Below are 17810 nucleotides of genomic sequence, written 5' to 3'. Positions count from 1 at the left end.
CTAGCAAAGTCCTGCAGTTTGCCAAACACGTTATTGCTTATAGACCTGCCCGTCTTTGATAACCAAATTGATCTCACTCATCAAGCTGATATCTTCAAGTGGATTACCTGGGACAGCAACCACATCGGCCTTATTGCCCACTTTAAGGGTGCCAATGTCACTTACTCCGAGTAGGGTAGCAGCTTCAGCCGTAGCAGCGCGAATGGCCTCAAGAGGTGGCATGCCAGCCTCAACCATGTACTGAAACTCACGATAGTTCTCGCCGTGGTCATAAACCCCCGCATCGGTACCAAAAGCTATTTTGACACCGTATTTATAGGCTTCAGCAAAGGTGTTTTGAATCTTAGGGCCAATCTCGGCAGCTTTAGGTCGCACTAACTCGGGAAAATAACCGTCTATCTTGGCGCGGTCTGCTACCGAACGTCCGGCGGTGATGGTTGGCACATAATAGACGTTATTCTTCTTCATCGCACGCATCACTTCTTTATCCATGTAGGTGCCATGCTCAATAGAGTCTACCCCGGCCTCAATGGCGCGTAACATGCCTTCTTTACCATGGGCGTGGACGGTGACTTTCATGCCGTAGTCTTTGGCAGTTGTTACAATTTCGCGCAGTTCATCCATCATGAACTGTGGATTGTGGCCACTTTTTGCAACACTCAAGACACCACCGGTTACGGTTAGTTTGATCAGATCCGCACCATCTTGATAGCGAGCTCTGACCGCTTTCCGTGCGTCATAGGGGCCATCAACGACACCATCCGCTGGGGTTGGTTGTTCATATAAGCCTTCTTTGGCACCATTGGTGGGGTCTGCATGGCCGCCTGTGGTCGCAATGGATTTACCCGCTGAATAGATACGAGGACCTCGCACCTTACCAGCCTGAATAGCATCTCTTAAGGCGATACTGGCATTGTAGGAGTCACCTAGCTCGCGCACTGTGGTGAAACCTGCTAACAGCGTCTTTTCGGCATAGCTCACTGCATCTAGCGTGACATCCGCCGCGCTTTTGGTGAACTTATTCATGTAACTGCCAGGACCCAACTGCGAGGTAAGGTGGGTGTGCATATCAATAAACCCTGGCATAACAGTACTGTCTTTACGGTCGATGACGAGATCATCAGCGGTAGCGGTTTTGTAGCCTTGTTCTATGCCGATAATACGGCCCTCATCAATAACAATAGTCATTTGTTGCTGTGGTTTATTTTGGGTGCCGTCTATTAAGGTCCCCGCATAGACCAAGGTGTCCGCGTAGGCGCTGCCTGATAGAGCTAAAAGGATTGAAGCTGATAGTAATGTACGCATGCTGTAGTCTCGCTGTTATTGTTGTTCTGCTGGTGCAACAGGTGCGCCAGTGCTGCCTGAGCGGCGGCTGACTTTCACCATAGCGCTGTCTTGGGGGTTAGGTCAAATGTTAGACAACAGTCCCACAAAAGCACTTGCTTAAGGTAACGCTAAAGAGCAACTTTTGTTATACTAGCCGTCGTTTAATTCTTACTGGCCACAACCCTATGTTTAAGCGTATTCGAGAAGATATTCGCAGTGTTTTCGCTCGCGACCCTGCGGCACGCAACAGTTTTGAAGTTCTGACGACCTATCCAGGCTTACACGCTATTTGGTGGCACCGTATGGCGCACAAATTGTGGGGATGGCGTTGCTATTGGTTAGCGCGTTTTATTTCTACCTTAGCGCGCTGGCTTACCGGCGTTGAAATCCACCCAGGTGCACGCATTGGGCGCCGTTTCTTTATTGATCACGGTATGGGTGTGGTGATTGGTGAAACCGCTGAGATTGGTGACGATGTGACCATTTATCATGGGGTTACCTTGGGCGGTACCAGTTGGAACCAAGGCAAACGTCACCCAACGCTAGCCGATGGGGTGGTGATTGGGGCAGGGGCTAAAGTCTTAGGGCCTATTACCATTGGTAAAAATGCGCGGATTGGCTCAAATGCGGTGGTCGTAAAAGATGTACCAGCTGAAAATACCGTCGTCGGCATCCCGGCGCGAGTGGCAGGCTCTCCAGTTAATGCTGAAGTCACCAGGCGGCGCGAACAAATGGCTAAGCAATACGGCTTTGATGCCTACGCCATCTCAGCTGATAATCCAGACCCAGTAGCAACCGCCATTGGTCGCATGCTCGACCATGTGCATGTACTGGACCAGAAGGTTAGTGACCTATGCTGCGCAGTAAACAAGCTAGGTGGTAATGTCTGCGAAGAAATACCCCAAGTGCAACTGGACGATGAAGATTTTATTGATGCTGAAAAAGCAGCTGCAGAGCAGCGCAAGCGCGAACAGCACTAACATCTCTGGATCGGCACCTTTGGATCGGCGCCTTTGAATATGGGTCTTTAGACGAAAAAAAGCCGCTCATTGAGCGGCTTTTTAGAATGCGTTTCGCTAAATGCGTTGCTAAGGCAACGTCTTACATAGGTACTACGTTTTCAGCTTGTGGGCCTTTAGGACCTTGAGCGATAGTGAACTGAACAGTTTGACCTTCAGCTAAGGTTTTGAAACCGTCAGACTGAATAGCGCTGAAATGTACGAATACGTCTGCGCCTTGCTCTTGCTCGATGAAACCGAAACCTTTAGCTTCGTTAAAGAATTTTACTTTACCAGTTACTGTAGACATGCCGTGATTCCTCGTATTGCATGTGAAAATCTAGGGTAATGCTAATAAAAATACGTGTATTACTTGGGACTTACAAAACGAGGTACAGCAATAGACTTCGTAACAGGCCACAATTAGACAGCCGAATTTTTTCTAGCGACCGCCAGTATACGCTGATCACCTAAAGAGTCAATTAAAGATTTATTAACGCTTGTTTATTGCTTAACCGCCAACTTAGCCCCTAATCCAGTTTTTAGTAATATGGCGGAAAGTATCTGTGCCGGAACGGTGTAGCCATTCGTAAGCAGCCATCTCCGACGTGATGATGATGGCACCGGCTTGGCGTAAACGATGCAGAGCGGCTTGTTTGTCGCTATCGCGGCGAGAACTCACGGCATCTTCCACCACATACACTTGCTTGCCGGTACTAATGAGGTCGATGGCGGTTTGTAGAATACAGACATGGGTTTCCATCCCCATCAACACCACTTGATTGCGATCCATGTCGGCTAAAGCAGAGGTAAAATTAGGTTCTTGCATGGCACTAAAATGCATTTTCTCGATAACCTGGGCGTTTTCAATCACCCCAGCCAACTCGTCAACACTGATGCCTAACCCTTTAGGATATTGCTCAGTGACCAGAATCGGAACATTGAGCTCGTTAGCAATTTCACCTAACCAGCGCACTCTTGCCACTACTTTATCGCTTTGGTGAATCACCGGAGCGAGTTTCTGCTGTACATCAATGATAAGTACAACTGTATCTTCAGCACGAAGTAACATGTCATCTTCCTTTTCTAGAGGTAATACAAGTCAGCCAAAAGCTATTGCGTTTAATAGAGGTTAGTTATAGTTTGATAGAAACCATAGTAAGTTGTTAGTTTAATTTAAACAAGAACATCACAAGGATGCGGTCCAGATGCAACCGATTTCCGCTGATGCGGTGCTGCAAGAGTTTAGAAACAAGGTAACCGGCAATATCGTCTGGTTTATTGCGGGCACCACCCTGTTGTTGGCTGCAGTGCAAGGCTGGATGGGGCACTGGTGGCAAACTTTGATGATTCTAGTGGCCGGAGCTATTGCCGCGGCGGTGGCAGAATTGGCAGCAGAAATGACTTGGAGCCAATGGATTAATCAAACAGATACTGCTTTACTTGAAGCCAAGAAACAGGGTCGTAATCAAGTGAGTCAAGTGCCGACAGGAATGCCAACCCATGACCGAATTTAGCTCCTTTATGCCTACCGCTGCAATCATGCCAACGAACGTCTGGCAGCGTTTTCGCTTAGTTGCGATGCGCACCATCTACTTTGGCGTAGGAGCAATATTGCTCATGCTAGCGGTCTTAGCAGCCATGGACAAGGCTTGGTGGCAAGCATTGGTATTACTTTTGGTGGGCGGTGCCTTTGTGGTGACCTGGTGGAGATATCAACAGCACTTGGCCCCACAGTGGATTAACTTCGTGTTTGTTTGTGCGCTAGGCGCCTTGGTTAGTTTTAGCATGAAAAGTGCCGGCATGATGGCGGTGTACTGGATGTACCCGGTATTGGCGATGGTCTTTTTTATGTTCGATAAAACCATCTTCATTCTGGTCATTATGCTGGTGTACGCGCTTTTTGCCGCGGCAATGTATCAGTTTTTACCGTTCGACTACGCGTGGCGCATCGGTCTCTCCATGTTGGTTCTAATTGCGGTTGGCGCAACCTTTCTAGTGATGATGCTGAACATGCAGCGTAATCTGATTAAGGCGACCACCTCAGACCCTCTCACTGGTTTTTACAAACGCGAATATTTAGATGAATTACTGCAACACCACCTACAACAAGCTGAGCAGCGTCAGCACTCTTTGTGTTTGATGTTAATAGACTTAGATGCCTTTAAAGCGGTCAACGATAAATTCGGCTATATGTTTGGCGATGCGGTATTGCAAGATACGGCTCGCCGTATTCGCGACTGCTGTCGTCCAGATGATATTTTTATTCGCGGCAATGGCGCAGAGTTTATTGTGATTTTTCCTAATGCCAGTTTACGGGAGGCCGCGCAGTACAGTGGCTGTGTACTGGATAATTTACGCCATGAACCTTTTGCTATCAAAAGCATGATGGGGCGGGTAACGGCCAGCGCTGGGGTTACTCAATGGCGTCCCGGCGAAAGCTGGGAGCAACTGTTAGAAAAGGCCGACGATGCTATGGATACAGCGAAAAGCCAAGGTCGAGATCGGCTTAGAATTGCGCAATAAATTTGCACCGAGCGGACAGCATGGCTACAATTCGCTCCTTTAAAACAGGAGCAGCTAGCATGGCACCGGTATTGATCTTAATGGGGTCGAAATCAGATTGGCCCGTAATGAAGAACGCAGCAAAAATGTTGGAAGACTTAGGCGTTGCTTGGCAAGCGCAAGTGGTCTCTGCCCACCGTACTCCCGATTTACTGCAAACCACGATGCAGCAAGCTGAACAAGATGGGGTGCCCGTGGTGATTGCTGGCGCCGGCGGCGCTGCGCATCTGCCAGGAATGTTAGCCGCATTCACTGCTATTCCGGTCTTTGGTGTGCCAGTTCCGAGCAAACAACTTAAGGGTTTAGACAGCTTGCTATCTATTGTGCAAATGCCAAAAGGTGTAGCCGTAGGTACTCTTGCGATTGGTGACGCCGGTGCCGCAAACGCTGGTTTGTTGGCGGCTCAGGTTATCGGTTCGTTTGAGCCCACCGTACGCGCTAAGGTTCAGGCTTTTAGAGCCCACCAGCGTGAGCAAGTATTACAAGGGTCTAAGCTGGAGTTAGATGCATGAAAATTCTGTTTATCGGTGACGGCCAGCTAGGTCAGATGCTTGGCGCGAGCGGGATTAGCCATGGCCATGAGTGTCTACTTTTTAGTACCCGTAGTAACACCGTTAAACCTTTGAGTGCACAACTAGACTTGAGCATGAGCTTAGCCGAAGCTATTGCTTGGGCGGACGTGGTTAGCTGGGAACACGAGGATATTCCGGCGGATATCATCGCTGCAGCGCATGATAAATTTTTGATGGACCCCGCACGCATTAAGAGCCTTACCGATCGCCGCGCCGAGAAGAAATTATTTGATGATTGCCAAGTGCCAACCTCTCCGTGGCAAACTTACCACAACGCCGATGAGCTAACCAAGATCCTCCAGCAGGCGGAGCAGCCGTTGGTTCTTAAAGCAGCTCGTGGCGGCTATGACGGTAAAGGGCAGTGGCGTTTTGGGGTGGCTGATGAGGTAGCAGAAGTAGCTGCTGCTGCCGGCCAAGCGCCCGGTATCGCTGAACAAATGATAGCGTTTGAGCGCGAAGTATCGCTGGTAGGAGCGCGCAGTAAGGATGGTAGTATTTGTTGCTATCCACTGATTACCAATGTTCATGAGCGCGGTATTTTAAGTTATAGCTTAGGTGCGATAGACCCTGTGTCAGATGCATTGCAGCAGCAAGCTGAGGCATGCTTTAAACGTCTTACAGATGCGTTAAATTATGTCGGTGTGCTTGCGATTGAATTTTTTGTGGTGGAAGAACAGCAACAAACTAAGTTGTTGGTAAACGAGATTGCCCCGCGCGTACACAATTCGGGTCATTGGACCATGACCGGCGCCAATAGTAGCCAATTTGACCTGCATATTCGGGCGCTAACTGGCATGCCATTGCCGTTATTAAGATTAACGCCCACGCTGATGTTAAACGTGATTGGTGCCGAACAAATTCCAGCTGGATTGTGGCACCATGCCGATACCGATTGTCATTGGTACAACAAAGAAGCTCGCCCGGGCCGTAAGGTTGGTCATGTCAATATTCGTACAGCCAATCGTGATACGGCCCAGCAATGGGTGAGCCAATGGGCGCATAAGTTGCAGGTCTTGGCTGATTAAGCCAATACCTGCTGCAGCCATTTGCTAATGGCGGCTATCTGTTCTGGACACACCTGGTGTTGCATCTGAAACGTCTGATATTGCACTTGATAGTTATGCTCAGCCAGCCATTGCTGGGCATGTCTACCAAGAGCTTCAGCGACGACCGGATCTTGGCTGCCATGTTGCACTAAAATGGGCAGATCAGCATTAGCGCTGTGTGGTTGAATGCTTTGATGTGTCGCTAAGTAACTTGATAGCACCAGCAACCCGGCGAGGCGCTTGGGATAACTGAGAGCTGCTTCGTAAACTACCGCACCGCCTTGAGAGAAGCCTGCAAGAACAATGTGATCAGGTTTAATTCCGCGTTCTAGCTCACGTTCAATCAGTGCCTGTACTTGCGCTGCGGATTCACGCAACTGCTGTTCATCGACCTCACGCTCAATACTCATACTCAGAATATCGTACCAAGCGGGCATGCGCATACCACCATTAATGGTTACTGGCAGGTGCGGAGCATGGGGGAAGATAAAGCGTGCATGCACCCCCGCAGGTAACTGCAGGTGAGGCACCAAGGGTACAAAATCATGACCGTCGGCACCAAGGCCATGTAACCAAATGATGGCATGAGTTGCGGGCTGCTGAGGTTCAATTTGCTCGCAAGCTAAATACGACATATGAGTTATTCTCCAGATTTGTTGTTGCTGCGGTTTTTACCTAAACCGCCGCTGATAGTTAATTGCATGGCGTCAGCTGCCGACATGTCCAAGGGAGTCACGGCGCTACGCGGTACCATGATCATGTACCCGCCCACGTTGTAGCTCATGGGGAGAAACACTGCAATGTGGTCATCATCTAAAGTTTCTGACAGGCGATCGCCTTTAATTCCACTCTTTTTGGTGACGATGCCAATCAAACGAATATCGCCGCCGGGCAAATGCACCAGCACCACCGACTCGTCGGAGAAACTTTTGCCCGACATCAGATCAAAAACATCATTGATGGTGCCATAAATACTGCGAAGTAATGGCATCCGCTCCATAATATTTCCTGGCAACTGCCAGAGCTTATTCAGTGCTGTCCATTGCGAGCTAAAGCCGACCGCTGCGGCCAACACCAAAAAGCTGACAAAAGCCAGCCCGGGCAAATAATACTTATCCCCAAGCAAGGCTTTCCAGATCGGGCTTAACCAGGTTTCGATGGTCACCAATAACCAATGAGCTAAAGCGATTGTTACCACCAGCGGCAACAAAATAGCCAAGCCTTTGAGTAAATACTGTATGGCGGTTTTCATTGTGATAATCTCTAGCGACATGTTTCTATAGCTTAACGTCTTTTGAGGGCGATTATGAAGTTATTTGGCAGTTATACCTCACCTTATGTACGGCATTGCCGCATTGTGTTGGCATTACAGCAGCAACCGTACCAATTTATTATGACCGATCAACAAGCAAGTGGTCAGCATTCACCTACGTATCGGGTGCCCTTTTTACAACATAATGAGCAGACCTTTTATGACTCTGCCTCTATTGTTCGTTACCTACGTGAGCAAGCTGGACAAGCTTTTTGTCAAGATGCAGCGGACTATGATCTGTTTTGCATGGTGAACACCGCATTAGACACTACCATTAATCTCTTTTTGCTTGAACGAGATGGCTTAACAGCTGAGCATAGTGCCTACTTGCAGCGTCAGCAGCAGCGCATTGAGGCCATTTTAGCGTTGTTGAATCAACGTACGTGGAGCCTACCAGAACAGCCCGAGCAATTATCAGATGGGCTGTTACGGTTGGCTTGCTATTTGAGCTGGGCCCAATTTCGGCAGCAAATAGATATTTTGCATTACCCGAATTTACAACAATTTTTATTGGCACTAAATGGTCAGCCTTGGTTTGCTAACACACACCCAGCGCTGAGCTAATAATAACAATCGAAGGGAGTTATTGACCTATGAAATATATCGCCGCGGTGGCTAGCTTGGCACTCTTAAGTGCTTGCTCGCCGCAACCAGAAGAGACCTCAACGGAGGCTTCCATGCAGACATCCGTACCGTCGTCTATCACTTATCCAACTACGGTTCGAGGCAACGTCACTGATACCTATTTTGGTACGAGCGTAGCTGACCCATACCGTTGGTTAGAAGACGATCGTAGCGCAGAAACTGAAGCTTGGGTGAAAGCTCAAAACGAAGTAACGTTCGCTTACCTAAATGAAATCCCATTACGAGCGAAGATCAAAGACCGCTTAACTGAGCTGTGGAACTATGAAAAAGTAGGCTCACCTTTTAAAGAGGGTAACTACACCTATTTCTACAAAAACGATGGGTTACAAAACCAATACGTGGTTTACCGTACCGATGCAGAAGGGAACACGGAAGTCTTTCTTGATCCCAATACCTTCAGCGAAGATGGCACCACCAGCTTGGCTAGCTTGAGCTTCTCAAAAGATGGTTCGATTGCTGCTTATGCGATCTCTGAGGGCGGCAGTGACTGGCGTAAAATCATTGTGATTGATGTCGAAACCAAAGAACAGCTTGAACCTGTGCTGGTCGACGTGAAGTTCAGCGGTATTTCTTGGTATGGCAACGAAGGCTTCTATTACTCGAGTTACGATAAGCCGGAAGGGTCTGAATTATCAGCGAAAACCGACCAGCATAAACTGTATTATCATAAACTAGGTACTGCACAAGCTGACGATGCCGTGATTTTTGGCGGTACTGAAGCTGAAAAACACCGTTATGTGGGTGGCTATGTCACGGAAGATGACAACTATTTGCTGATTAGTGCATCCGTATCTACATCTGGTAACAAGTTGTTTATTAAAGATTTAACCAAACCAGAGAGCGAGTTAGTGACGATCGTGGGTGACACGGATAGCGATACTGGGTTGTTAGATAACGAGGGTAGCAAACTGTACCTAGTTACTAACCGTGATGCGCCCAATCAAAAAATCGTGACGGTTGATGCCAGTGCGCCGCAACCAGCTAACTGGCAAGATTTTATTGCCGAAACTGATTATGTGTTAAGTGCCTCAACGGGTGCTGGCTATATCTTTGCTGAATACATGGTGGACGCAATTGCCCAAGTACAGCAATACGATTACGACGGTAACAAGGTACGTGAAGTTGCGTTACCTGGGGTAGGGAGCGTCGGCGGCTTCTCTGGTAAGCGTGATGAAGAGACTTTGTACTATTCATTCACCAACTACAGCACACCAAGCACCATCTATGCTTATGAGCCAGATGCGGGCGAATCTGAGGTGTATGAACAGCCACAAACCGCGTTTAATAGCGATGATTATGAATCAAAACAGGTTTTTTACACCTCAAAAGATGGTACCAAGGTACCTATGATCATCACTCATAAAAAGGGCTTAGAGCTCGATGGCAGCAACCCGACCATTCTCTATGGTTACGGTGGCTTCAATGTCAGTCTCACGCCTTCATTTAGTATGGCGAATGCCATGTGGTTAGAGCTTGGTGGTGTGTATGCCGTAGCTAACTTACGTGGTGGCGGTGAGTACGGTAAAGCATGGCATGATGCCGGTACCCAGTTACAAAAGCAGAATGTGTTTGATGACTTTATTGCTGCGGCCGAGTATTTAATTGCTGAAGACTTTACCTCAAGTGAGCGCTTGGCGATTCGTGGTGGCTCTAATGGTGGCTTGTTAGTAGGTGCGGTGATGACTCAGCGCCCAGAACTTATGCAAGTTGCTTTACCAGCCGTTGGGGTACTAGATATGCTGCGCTATCATACCTTTACCGCTGGCGCTGGTTGGGCCTATGACTACGGCACTGCAGAAGACAGCAAAGAGATGTTTGAGTATCTTTATGGCTATTCGCCAGTGCATAACGTCAAGTCTGGTGTGGAATATCCAGCCACCTTGGTCACTACGGGCGACCACGATGACCGCGTCGTACCTGCGCACTCCTTTAAGTTTGCCGCAGAGCTTCAAGCTAAAGCCGGTGGTAGCAATCCTCAGCTCATTCGGATTGAGACCAATGCCGGTCATGGTGCTGGTACTCCGGTATCAAAAACCATTGAGCAATATGCTGATATTTACGGCTTTACCCTGTGGAACATGGGGATTAAAGAGTAATCCATAAGTGCATGAAAAAAGCCCTTGTTGGTTTATCCAGCAAGGGCTTTTTAGTACGTGTAATAACTGGTTTGGGTGCTAATCAATACTAGGCTTTATAGCTAGGAACTTTAGGGCCATGTACCACTTCAACACTCAACATGCCTTGGTCGATTGCCGCTGGCAGGTCTGTTTCTAACAGCGGCTGAGCCTCAGCAAAAGGTACAGTTAACGCCATGACGCCCCAGGCTTGATTACGGCCGTGCACTTTACCGGCGTAGAGCACCATATCGGCAAGCTGTAAGGTATCTTCCCAGTCCATTTGATTCTCGTTTAAATCCGCAAATGGATAACTGATAAAGCCTGCCGTCGCGGTAACATGCAGCTCTTTATCACCAGAGTGGATTGGCTTTTCGCTAATGGCAGCCAGTAATCTTGCGGTGAGGGCTGGTAAGCGCTTCTGTTCGGTGTTGCTAAGATAAATTAAGAACTCTTCACCACCCCAACGTACCACCAGATCGGAATCTCGCGAAACCTCTAATAAGCGCTTTGAAACCTCAAGTAACACATCGTCACCCACGGCATGGCCAAGATTGTCGTTGATGCGTTTAAAGTGATCGATATCGAGCAAAATCATCGCATCACCGTGCGCATCATGCTGGTCGTTTAACTTATTTTGTAAGGCTCGGCGGTTTAACAGCCCGGTAAGAGGATCACGAATAGATTGTTCAGCTAGTTTTACGTTCGCCACTTTAAGTTCTTGGTTAGAGCGACGCGCTGAGCGGTACAACATAAAGATTAAGACTGCGCCAAACAGTGCCACCACTACGAGAAGTAGAAGAATCGTACGTTTTTGCTCTTGGTTCTGAATGAGCTGCTGGTTCAACTCGTTTTTTTGCTCTAGTAGCAAAATTTGCTGAGCTTTATCTTTGCTATCGTACAAATTCTGTAACTCGGCAACGCTTTTCTGTTGCTCCGCTTTATAAATTTGGTCGCGTAGCTCTCGTTGCTCGAGCAGGATAGCAGCCTTTTCTTGATAGTTGCCGGCAATTCCAAGGGCTTCAGCATACTCACCAAGTAAGACTTCAGTGTCTACGGGCGCCCATTCAGCTCGTGCTAGTTCGACAATCTCAAGCATCTTACTCAGACCGTTAGCATAGTCGCCTTCGTAAACTTCAATAAAACCTAAGTTAAAACGAATGATGGTTTCGTTAAACTCATCGTTATTTAAGTTAGCGATAGCATAGGCTTCGTCGAAAGCTTGGCGCGCTCCGGCAAAGTCACGCACCTTCATATCGATATCACCAATATTATTAAGCACCGTTAAATAAGTGCTCTGATAATCGGTGTCGTCAGCTATAAGTTTTTTTACTTGGGCGTAATGAGCTAAGGCTGCATCATAATTTTCGCGGGCTGTTTCGATGACGCCACGCTGGAAGGTGACTTCTACCAAATAGGCTTTTGCATTAGGAAGCTCTGCCGTACGAACCTCAAGGTCATCCAATTGCTCTAGCGCAAGGTCATAGCTCTTCTGCTGATTATAAATGTTGGCGATGCGCAACTTGAGACTAGCTTGGCGCAATATAGTGCGCTCAGTATTGGTGCCGCTAATGGCATCTAGGGCATAGATAAGATGCTCGAGCGCTGCTGCGAATTGGCTACGAGCTGAATACACATAAGCAGCAAGATTATGCACAAAATACTTAACTCGAGGCATGGTTGCTTGTTCAACTGGCACTAACGCGTCATTAAGAATCGCTAACGCCTCAGAAACTTTATTATCTAACAGTAAAATATAGATTTCGGTGCCACCAGTTTCAGCTAAGGCATCGGGTAGGCCGCTGCGCTGCGCAAGTGCTTTCATTTGTTGTAAATAGTCTTGCGCCTGCTCGGGCCGTTTATTGTAATGATGATTAGAGGCGATGTAACCAAGCAGTCGAATGCGAGTCATGACCGGCGTTTGCTCGCTGGTGCTCTCATGCAGCTCAAGTAAACGAACCAGCGAGGCCTCATAATCAGACTCATTTAAGAGACCTTCGAGCTCTTCTTCTATTGCAGCATCCGTCGGCGGAAGCATGTCTGCATAACTCATATTGGCAAAGGTCAATGCCACCAATAAAAGCATGCTCAAAGTAGCCGCATGAATGTACCGAACCATGAATTCTCCCGCTGTTCTTCTTGGGTTATTAAGAGCACCTTATCGCACTGGTTGGGCCAGTGACAGACAAATGCGTTGAATAACCGCTATGACCGCTTATATGCTGTAGTGTTAATTGTTTGTAATCAAGCCGTTTGTTATACCACAAAGATACAAATGGTTACATATCGAAACAATGAAAATTTGCCTGTCAGCCAATTCAAGTTATAGTGCTGCAGTGAAAATATATCTTTACAGTTTCGTGTTTACCTTGAAGGAATCACACATGGCTTTAAGAAATAAATTTATAATCAGTGGCTTAGCGTTATCAACACTGATGATTTTTGGTTGCAGCAATGATGCGGCGACAGAATTAAAAGCGACACCGCCTGTCGCTGAGAAGATCCCGTACTTGGTTAAATCACCTCATGGCGACCGTAATGATCCATATTATTGGTTGCGTGATGATGAGCGCAAGGCGCCGGCTATGATCGCTCATTTAGAGGCAGAAAATGCTTATTACGATGCTTACCGCAGTAGCTATGCTGATTTAACCGCCACGGTTGAACAAGAAATCATCGGTCGTATCAAACAAGACGATAGCTCATTGCCTTATGTGAAAGGCGACTACGAATATTCAACGGTATACGAAGCAGGTAAAGAGTATCCTATTTACCAGCGTCGCGATTTGCGTGTTGCTGATGCTGAGCCTGAAGTGATGCTGGATGTGAACGAGTTAGCCCAAGGGCAAGCGTTCATGCAAGTAAGCAATATGCAGGTGAGCCCAAATCAGCAATTGTTAGCCTACATGGTGGATCCAACCGGTCGTCGTCAATACGAGCTACGTATTCGTGATTTAACCACCGGTGAAGACCTCCCTGACCGGCTACAAGGCTTATCTTCCGCTATAGCTTGGGCTAAAGACAACGAAACCTTGTTTGTGATTGAAAACGATCCGCAGACGTTACTATCAACTCGGGTATTGAAGCACAACTTAGGTCAATCTGCGGCACAAGCAGAATTGGTTTATGAAGAAACCGATAACACCTTCTATATGTACGTTAGTAATACCAAAGATGGTGAGTACATTACCATCAGCCTGTCCCAGACGGTATCGAGTGAGTTGCATATCTTAGATGCGGACACACCTAATGCTGAATTTACCTTGTTTGCACCGCGTGAGCGCCATCTGAAATACAGTGCTGACCATATTGATGGGCGCTGGATCATTCGCACCGATATGGATGCTCCGAACTACCAAATGATGCAAGTGAGTCATGCTGACATTGGTGATAAAGCTAACTGGCAACCATTGATTGCGCCAAGCGATGACGTCTTTATCCAAGATTATGAGGTGTTTACCGATTATCTGGCGCTTAACGAGCGCAGTGACGGTTTGCGCCGAATTCGCATTGTGCCTTGGCAAGACCCAGCCGCCGCGCAAGTAGTTGCAGCTGATGAGCAAGCCTACGTGATGTCGTTCGAGCGTAATGTCGAGCAAGCTACCGATACTCTACGTTACACCTACAGCTCGTTGACCACGCCAGCGACTATTTACGCATATGACATGACTAGTGGTGAACAACAACAGCTCAAGCAAACGGAAGTACCTAACTACAACGCGAGTTTATATAGCACTGAGCGCACTTGGGCTAAAGCTGATGATGGCACCATGGTGCCAGTCACCTTGTTGTACAAAAAGGGCTTTAGCAAAAACGGTACTGCGCCCCTTTATCAGTATGCCTACGGCTCTTATGGTTCTAGCTCAGATCCGTACTTCCGCTCGACGGTGTTTAGCCTAGTAGATCGCGGTTTTGTTTATGCAATAGCCCATATTCGTGGTGGCCAAGAAATGGGGCGGCAGTGGTATGAAGACGGTAAACTGCTTAATAAAATCAATACATTTACTGACTTTATTGATGTTACCGAGCACCTCGTAGCTGCAGGCTATGCGCATCCAGATAAAGTGTTTGCGATGGGCGGTAGCGCTGGTGGCTTGCTGATGGGTGCTGTAGCCAACATGGCTCCACAACATTACCGCGGGCTGATGGCACACGTACCTTTTGTGGACGTGGTCACCACTATGCTGGATGAAACCATTCCGTTAACCACCAACGAGTTTGATGAGTGGGGTAATCCTAAGCAAAAAGCTTACTACGATTATATGTTGTCGTATTCTCCATACGATCAAGTGAGTGTCCAGGACTACCCAGCGATCTTGGTTACAACCGGTTTACACGATTCACAGGTGCAATATTTTGAGCCAGCCAAATGGGTCGCTAAATTACGGGAACACAAAACCGATGCTAACCCGCTGATGTTCAAAACCAACATGACTGCTGGACATGGCGGTAGTTCAGGTCGGTTTGCGCGAATGAAAGAAATTGCGGAAGAGTATGCTTTTATCTTGAATTTGCTTGAAGCCAAGTAGACTCGATTTAAACCTGCGATAACTTCAATAAGAAAAAGCCAGTAAGTACTAACTTACTGGCTTTTTTATTTTCTATGCTAAGGGGTTAGCAGTTATCTTAAAACTCTGCGTTGTGATAAATGTTCTGCACATCATCACAGTCATTCAGCATGTCTAAAAACTTCTCCATCAACGCAATATCGTCGTCACCGCTAAGCGTAGTACTCACTTGCGGCAGATACTGAATTTCGTCAACTTCAAAGTCGAGTTCAGGAAACGCATCCAATAATGCTTGCTTAGCTTTGTACGACTCTGTATGAGGCGCAAATACGGTGATAAAACCGCCTTCAGCCTCAACATCAGTCACATCGACATCAGCCATCATTAAGGCTTCAAGCACGGCATCTTCATCTTCGCCAGCAAAGCGCAAAATGGCGCAATGGTCAAACATGTGCGCCACACTGCCCGGAGCCCCTAACTTACATTTAGTTTTGGTAAAGCAGTTACGCACTTCACCGATGGTACGGTTAGGGTTATCCGTTAAACACTCCACCATCACCATACAGTTACCAGGGCCAAAACCTTCATAGATGGCTGGCGCATAATCTTCGCCCGCACCACCTTTTGCTTTATCGATGGCCTTTTCAATAACGTGGGCTGGCACTTGGTCTTTCTTGGCACTGTCAATTAAGCTGCGCAACTGCAAGTTACCGACTGGATCAATCCCACCTTGCTTTGCTACAACGTAAATTTGGCGGCCATATTTACTGTAAACTTTGCTTTTTGCCGCAGCAGTCTTGGCCATCGACTCTTTGCGGTTTTGATAGGCACGACCCATAATTGCTCTCGCTATTGTTTTTTTAGAAAGGCGCAATTTTAAACTGAGTTACAGGTGATAATCCAGTTTAAACCACCAGATTCGTCCGGGTTCGTTAACTTGAGTTATCTGCTCAAAGCCTGCAACCATGGCTCCAGCACTGCTTAGATGTTCCGCATAAGCTTTATCCAACAGGTTATCAATGCCAAAACTTAGCTTCAATTGCTCGTTTAGTGACCAATGGGCGTTGATGGCTAAGGTGCCAAAACCAGCAGTCGCTTTGAAGTCGTTGCCAACAATATTACCTTGCCCAATGGCGACACGATGTTGATTATCAACCACCCGCCACAAGCCGGCAAAGGTCCAATCTTGCAACTGATATTCGGCTCCAAACTTAAGCTCTAACGGCGGCTGTTGGGCTAAGGCAAGATGGTCGGTTAAGTTACTACCATGAGTGTAGGCCACCGAAGCATCAAGTAATAGGTTATCAGACCAACTTTAGTTTCTGCACGCATAAACGCACTTACTAAATCAGCATCGCGCGCGGCATTGGCAGTAGGGTTCACAACTGGGCTCATCATAGTGCCTAGTTGCTGACGTTGGTCAAGGGCTTGCCATTGATCAAAGCGTACTCCCGATAACAGCAAGGTGCGGTCTGTCAGGGCATAGCTAGCTTCCGCAAAAACCCCAGTTTGCTCAAAAATGGCATCCGCAATTCTTGGTTTTTCTTCATAGGGCATCAGCGGTTGGTTCATGCTAACGCGTTTGCGGTGTTCATGATATTGATGGTCTAAACCGACTTTTAGCACAGACCAAAACTCGCTATCGATGGTGGCAACTAAACGGCCACCGCGAGTGTATCGGTCGGGGTTACGCGCCGCTGGGTTCGGCATCATGCCAGTTGGCCGAAAGTCTCGTAAACTGTAGTTATCCATCACGTGATCGACATAGCCGTAATAGACTTGTGCATCAAACTCAGCTAACCAATCGGTGAGATACGCTTGGCGCCAACGCAAGCTGGCACTGTCGCGGTCAAAAACTGAGCCATCCATCGCCCGGTCAGCATAGGCAGCTTCTGCACCACTATTGCCCAAGGTTACCATCAGTAGCGTATCGGCAGACGGGGTCCAGCCCAACTGTAAATCGGTCCCCCAGCGCTCGTAGGCACTATTCACAGCCACCCCATTACCATCCTCATAAGCATCAGCCTCACTGTGGGTGGCGCTTAAGCGCATAAAACCAAGCTCGCTGCCGATACCGTAGTCGGCATTAAATTCGCGGCGACCGTAAGCGGCGCCAATCAAGCTTACTTGGCCAGGGCTTTGGCTGGCATCAAACTGATAATTTTCGCGTTCGAACAATACGGTGGCAGAGGCGGGTCCATACAGCACGCTCTGAGGGCCTTTGATGATTCGAATGCGGTCAAAATTCTATGGGTTAATGTAGGCAGTAGGAGGGGCCATCCGGCCACTACAACCACCCAAGATCATTTGGTCATCACCGGCTATGGTTAGTCTGGAGCCAGCCGCACCGCGGAACACGGGGTCACCACTGGTGCCACCTTTACGAATAATTGAAAAGCCCGGAATCGACTTCAAATAATCAGCACCATCATGTGCCGGTATTGGTTGCTGTGGCGCTTTAGTATCTTTTGCTAATTCAATACTGTTGAGCGGCTTTACCACAGTAATAATAATACGCTCTAGGTCTTTGTCGGTTTCATCCTGAGTTGGCTCATTGGCTATAGCTGCAGTTGCTAAAGTGGCCATAAATAATGCGAGAGCTGACTTTGCGAACATGGTAAATACCTCACCCAACAATGGTCTGTGTCATAGTGTGCGCTATTATCAACCTATTGAAAATTATACCGATGTGGCAAAGTGTCGCAGCTGGATTTATTGCCATTT

The 17810-nt window shown here is 47.7% G+C and carries 18 protein-coding genes; 8 read left to right on the top strand and 10 right to left on the bottom strand.

The features are described 5' to 3' along the window. Nucleotides 1-30: 30 nt before the first annotated feature. Nucleotides 31-1305 (bottom strand): metal-dependent hydrolase family protein, encoded by a 1275-nt coding sequence (locus NOG12_RS06320; protein ID WP_110075681.1) that lies wholly within the window; start codon nt 1303-1305, stop codon nt 31-33. Between the two features lie 206 nt (nt 1306-1511). Here NOG12_RS06320 and cysE point away from each other — a divergent pair, with 206 nt between their 5' ends. Beyond that, nucleotides 1512-2306: a serine O-acetyltransferase gene (cysE, locus tag NOG12_RS06315; protein ID WP_313932756.1), complete on the top strand. Its 795-nt coding sequence runs from the start codon at nt 1512-1514 to the stop codon at nt 2304-2306. Between the two features lie 121 nt (nt 2307-2427). Here cysE and NOG12_RS06310 read toward each other — a convergent pair whose 3' ends face one another. Both NOG12_RS06310 and NOG12_RS06305 read right to left on the bottom strand, forming a co-directional pair. Beyond that, nucleotides 2428-2634, bottom strand: coding sequence for a cold-shock protein (locus NOG12_RS06310; RefSeq protein ID WP_034733468.1), 207 nt, complete (start codon nt 2632-2634; stop codon nt 2428-2430). Between the two features lie 213 nt (nt 2635-2847). Beyond that, nucleotides 2848-3396: a hydrolase gene (locus NOG12_RS06305; protein WP_153826566.1), complete on the bottom strand. Its 549-nt coding sequence runs from the start codon at nt 3394-3396 to the stop codon at nt 2848-2850. A 136-nt stretch (nt 3397-3532) separates the two neighbouring features. On the opposite strand from NOG12_RS06305, the gene NOG12_RS06300 reads away from it, so the two are divergent. Genes NOG12_RS06300 through NOG12_RS06285 form a run of 4 tightly spaced genes read left to right on the top strand, consistent with a single transcriptional unit; the run spans nt 3533 to nt 6486 of the window. Beyond that, nucleotides 3533-3841 carry a hypothetical protein gene (locus NOG12_RS06300; RefSeq protein WP_313932755.1) on the top strand — a complete coding sequence of 103 codons (309 nt, stop codon included), beginning with the start codon at nt 3533-3535 and terminating at the stop codon, nt 3839-3841. Next, a complete protein-coding gene (locus NOG12_RS06295) occupies nt 3828-4850 on the top strand; it encodes a diguanylate cyclase (RefSeq protein ID WP_313932754.1) in 1023 nt (340 codons plus the stop codon). The genes NOG12_RS06300 and NOG12_RS06295 overlap by 14 nt, the downstream gene beginning before the upstream one ends. Before the next feature lie 59 nt (nt 4851-4909). Next, the gene (purE, locus tag NOG12_RS06290) at nt 4910-5401 is read left to right on the top strand and encodes a 5-(carboxyamino)imidazole ribonucleotide mutase (protein WP_313932782.1); all 492 of its coding nucleotides are present in this window, start codon (nt 4910-4912) and stop codon (nt 5399-5401) included. Next, on the top strand, nt 5398-6486 hold the full coding sequence (locus tag NOG12_RS06285) for a 5-(carboxyamino)imidazole ribonucleotide synthase (RefSeq protein ID WP_110075675.1): 1089 nt from the start codon (nt 5398-5400) through the stop codon (nt 6484-6486). Before purE ends, NOG12_RS06285 begins: the two co-directional genes overlap by 4 nt. On the opposite strand, the gene NOG12_RS06280 is transcribed toward NOG12_RS06285, so the two are convergent. Further along, a complete protein-coding gene (locus NOG12_RS06280; protein ID WP_153826569.1) occupies nt 6483-7142 on the bottom strand; it encodes an alpha/beta hydrolase in 660 nt (219 codons plus the stop codon). The two genes, NOG12_RS06285 and NOG12_RS06280, sit on opposite strands and share 4 nt — an antisense overlap. Nucleotides 7143-7147: 5 nt before the next feature. Next, a complete protein-coding gene (locus tag NOG12_RS06275; RefSeq protein ID WP_110075790.1) occupies nt 7148-7759 on the bottom strand; it encodes a DUF502 domain-containing protein in 612 nt (203 codons plus the stop codon). A 54-nt stretch (nt 7760-7813) separates the two neighbouring features. On the opposite strand from NOG12_RS06275, the gene NOG12_RS06270 reads away from it, so the two are divergent. Then, nucleotides 7814-8383, top strand: coding sequence for a glutathione S-transferase family protein (locus tag NOG12_RS06270; protein WP_110075673.1), 570 nt, complete (start codon nt 7814-7816; stop codon nt 8381-8383). A 29-nt stretch (nt 8384-8412) separates the two neighbouring features. After that, nucleotides 8413-10560, top strand: a complete 2148-nt coding sequence (locus tag NOG12_RS06265) for a prolyl oligopeptidase family serine peptidase (protein WP_313932753.1) — start codon at nt 8413-8415, stop codon at nt 10558-10560. An 88-nt stretch (nt 10561-10648) separates the two neighbouring features. On the opposite strand, the gene NOG12_RS06260 is transcribed toward NOG12_RS06265, so the two are convergent. Further along, nucleotides 10649-12697, bottom strand: a complete 2049-nt coding sequence (locus NOG12_RS06260; RefSeq protein ID WP_313932752.1) for a diguanylate cyclase domain-containing protein — start codon at nt 12695-12697, stop codon at nt 10649-10651. A 316-nt stretch (nt 12698-13013) separates the two neighbouring features. On the opposite strand from NOG12_RS06260, the gene NOG12_RS06255 reads away from it, so the two are divergent. Further along, nucleotides 13014-15107: a S9 family peptidase gene (locus NOG12_RS06255; RefSeq protein ID WP_418055304.1), complete on the top strand. Its 2094-nt coding sequence runs from the start codon at nt 13014-13016 to the stop codon at nt 15105-15107. A 97-nt stretch (nt 15108-15204) separates the two neighbouring features. On the opposite strand, the gene NOG12_RS06250 is transcribed toward NOG12_RS06255, so the two are convergent. The 4 genes from NOG12_RS06250 to NOG12_RS06235 are packed head-to-tail and all read right to left on the bottom strand — an operon-like array spanning nt 15205 to nt 17702. Next, complete coding sequence (locus NOG12_RS06250) at nt 15205-15924, bottom strand: YebC/PmpR family DNA-binding transcriptional regulator (RefSeq protein ID WP_313932750.1); 720 nt, start codon at nt 15922-15924, stop codon at nt 15205-15207. Between the two features lie 48 nt (nt 15925-15972). Continuing rightward, nucleotides 15973-16368 carry a TonB-copper family protein gene (locus NOG12_RS06245; RefSeq protein ID WP_313932749.1) on the bottom strand — a complete coding sequence of 132 codons (396 nt, stop codon included), beginning with the start codon at nt 16366-16368 and terminating at the stop codon, nt 15973-15975. Further along, nucleotides 16341-17294 (bottom strand): TonB-dependent receptor domain-containing protein, encoded by a 954-nt coding sequence (locus NOG12_RS06240; protein ID WP_313932748.1) that lies wholly within the window; start codon nt 17292-17294, stop codon nt 16341-16343. Before NOG12_RS06240 ends, NOG12_RS06245 begins: the two co-directional genes overlap by 28 nt. 39 nt (nt 17295-17333) lie before the next feature. Beyond that, on the bottom strand, nt 17334-17702 hold the full coding sequence (locus NOG12_RS06235) for a hypothetical protein (protein ID WP_313932747.1): 369 nt from the start codon (nt 17700-17702) through the stop codon (nt 17334-17336). Between the last annotated feature and the right edge of the window lie 108 nt (nt 17703-17810).

Source organism: Pseudidiomarina fusca (genome assembly GCF_032227045.1).
Taxonomy (GTDB): Bacteria; Pseudomonadota; Gammaproteobacteria; order Enterobacterales; family Alteromonadaceae; genus Pseudidiomarina; species Pseudidiomarina fusca.
Note: the sequence above shows the minus strand (reverse complement) of the source record. Positions and strands in the feature narration are given on the sequence as shown.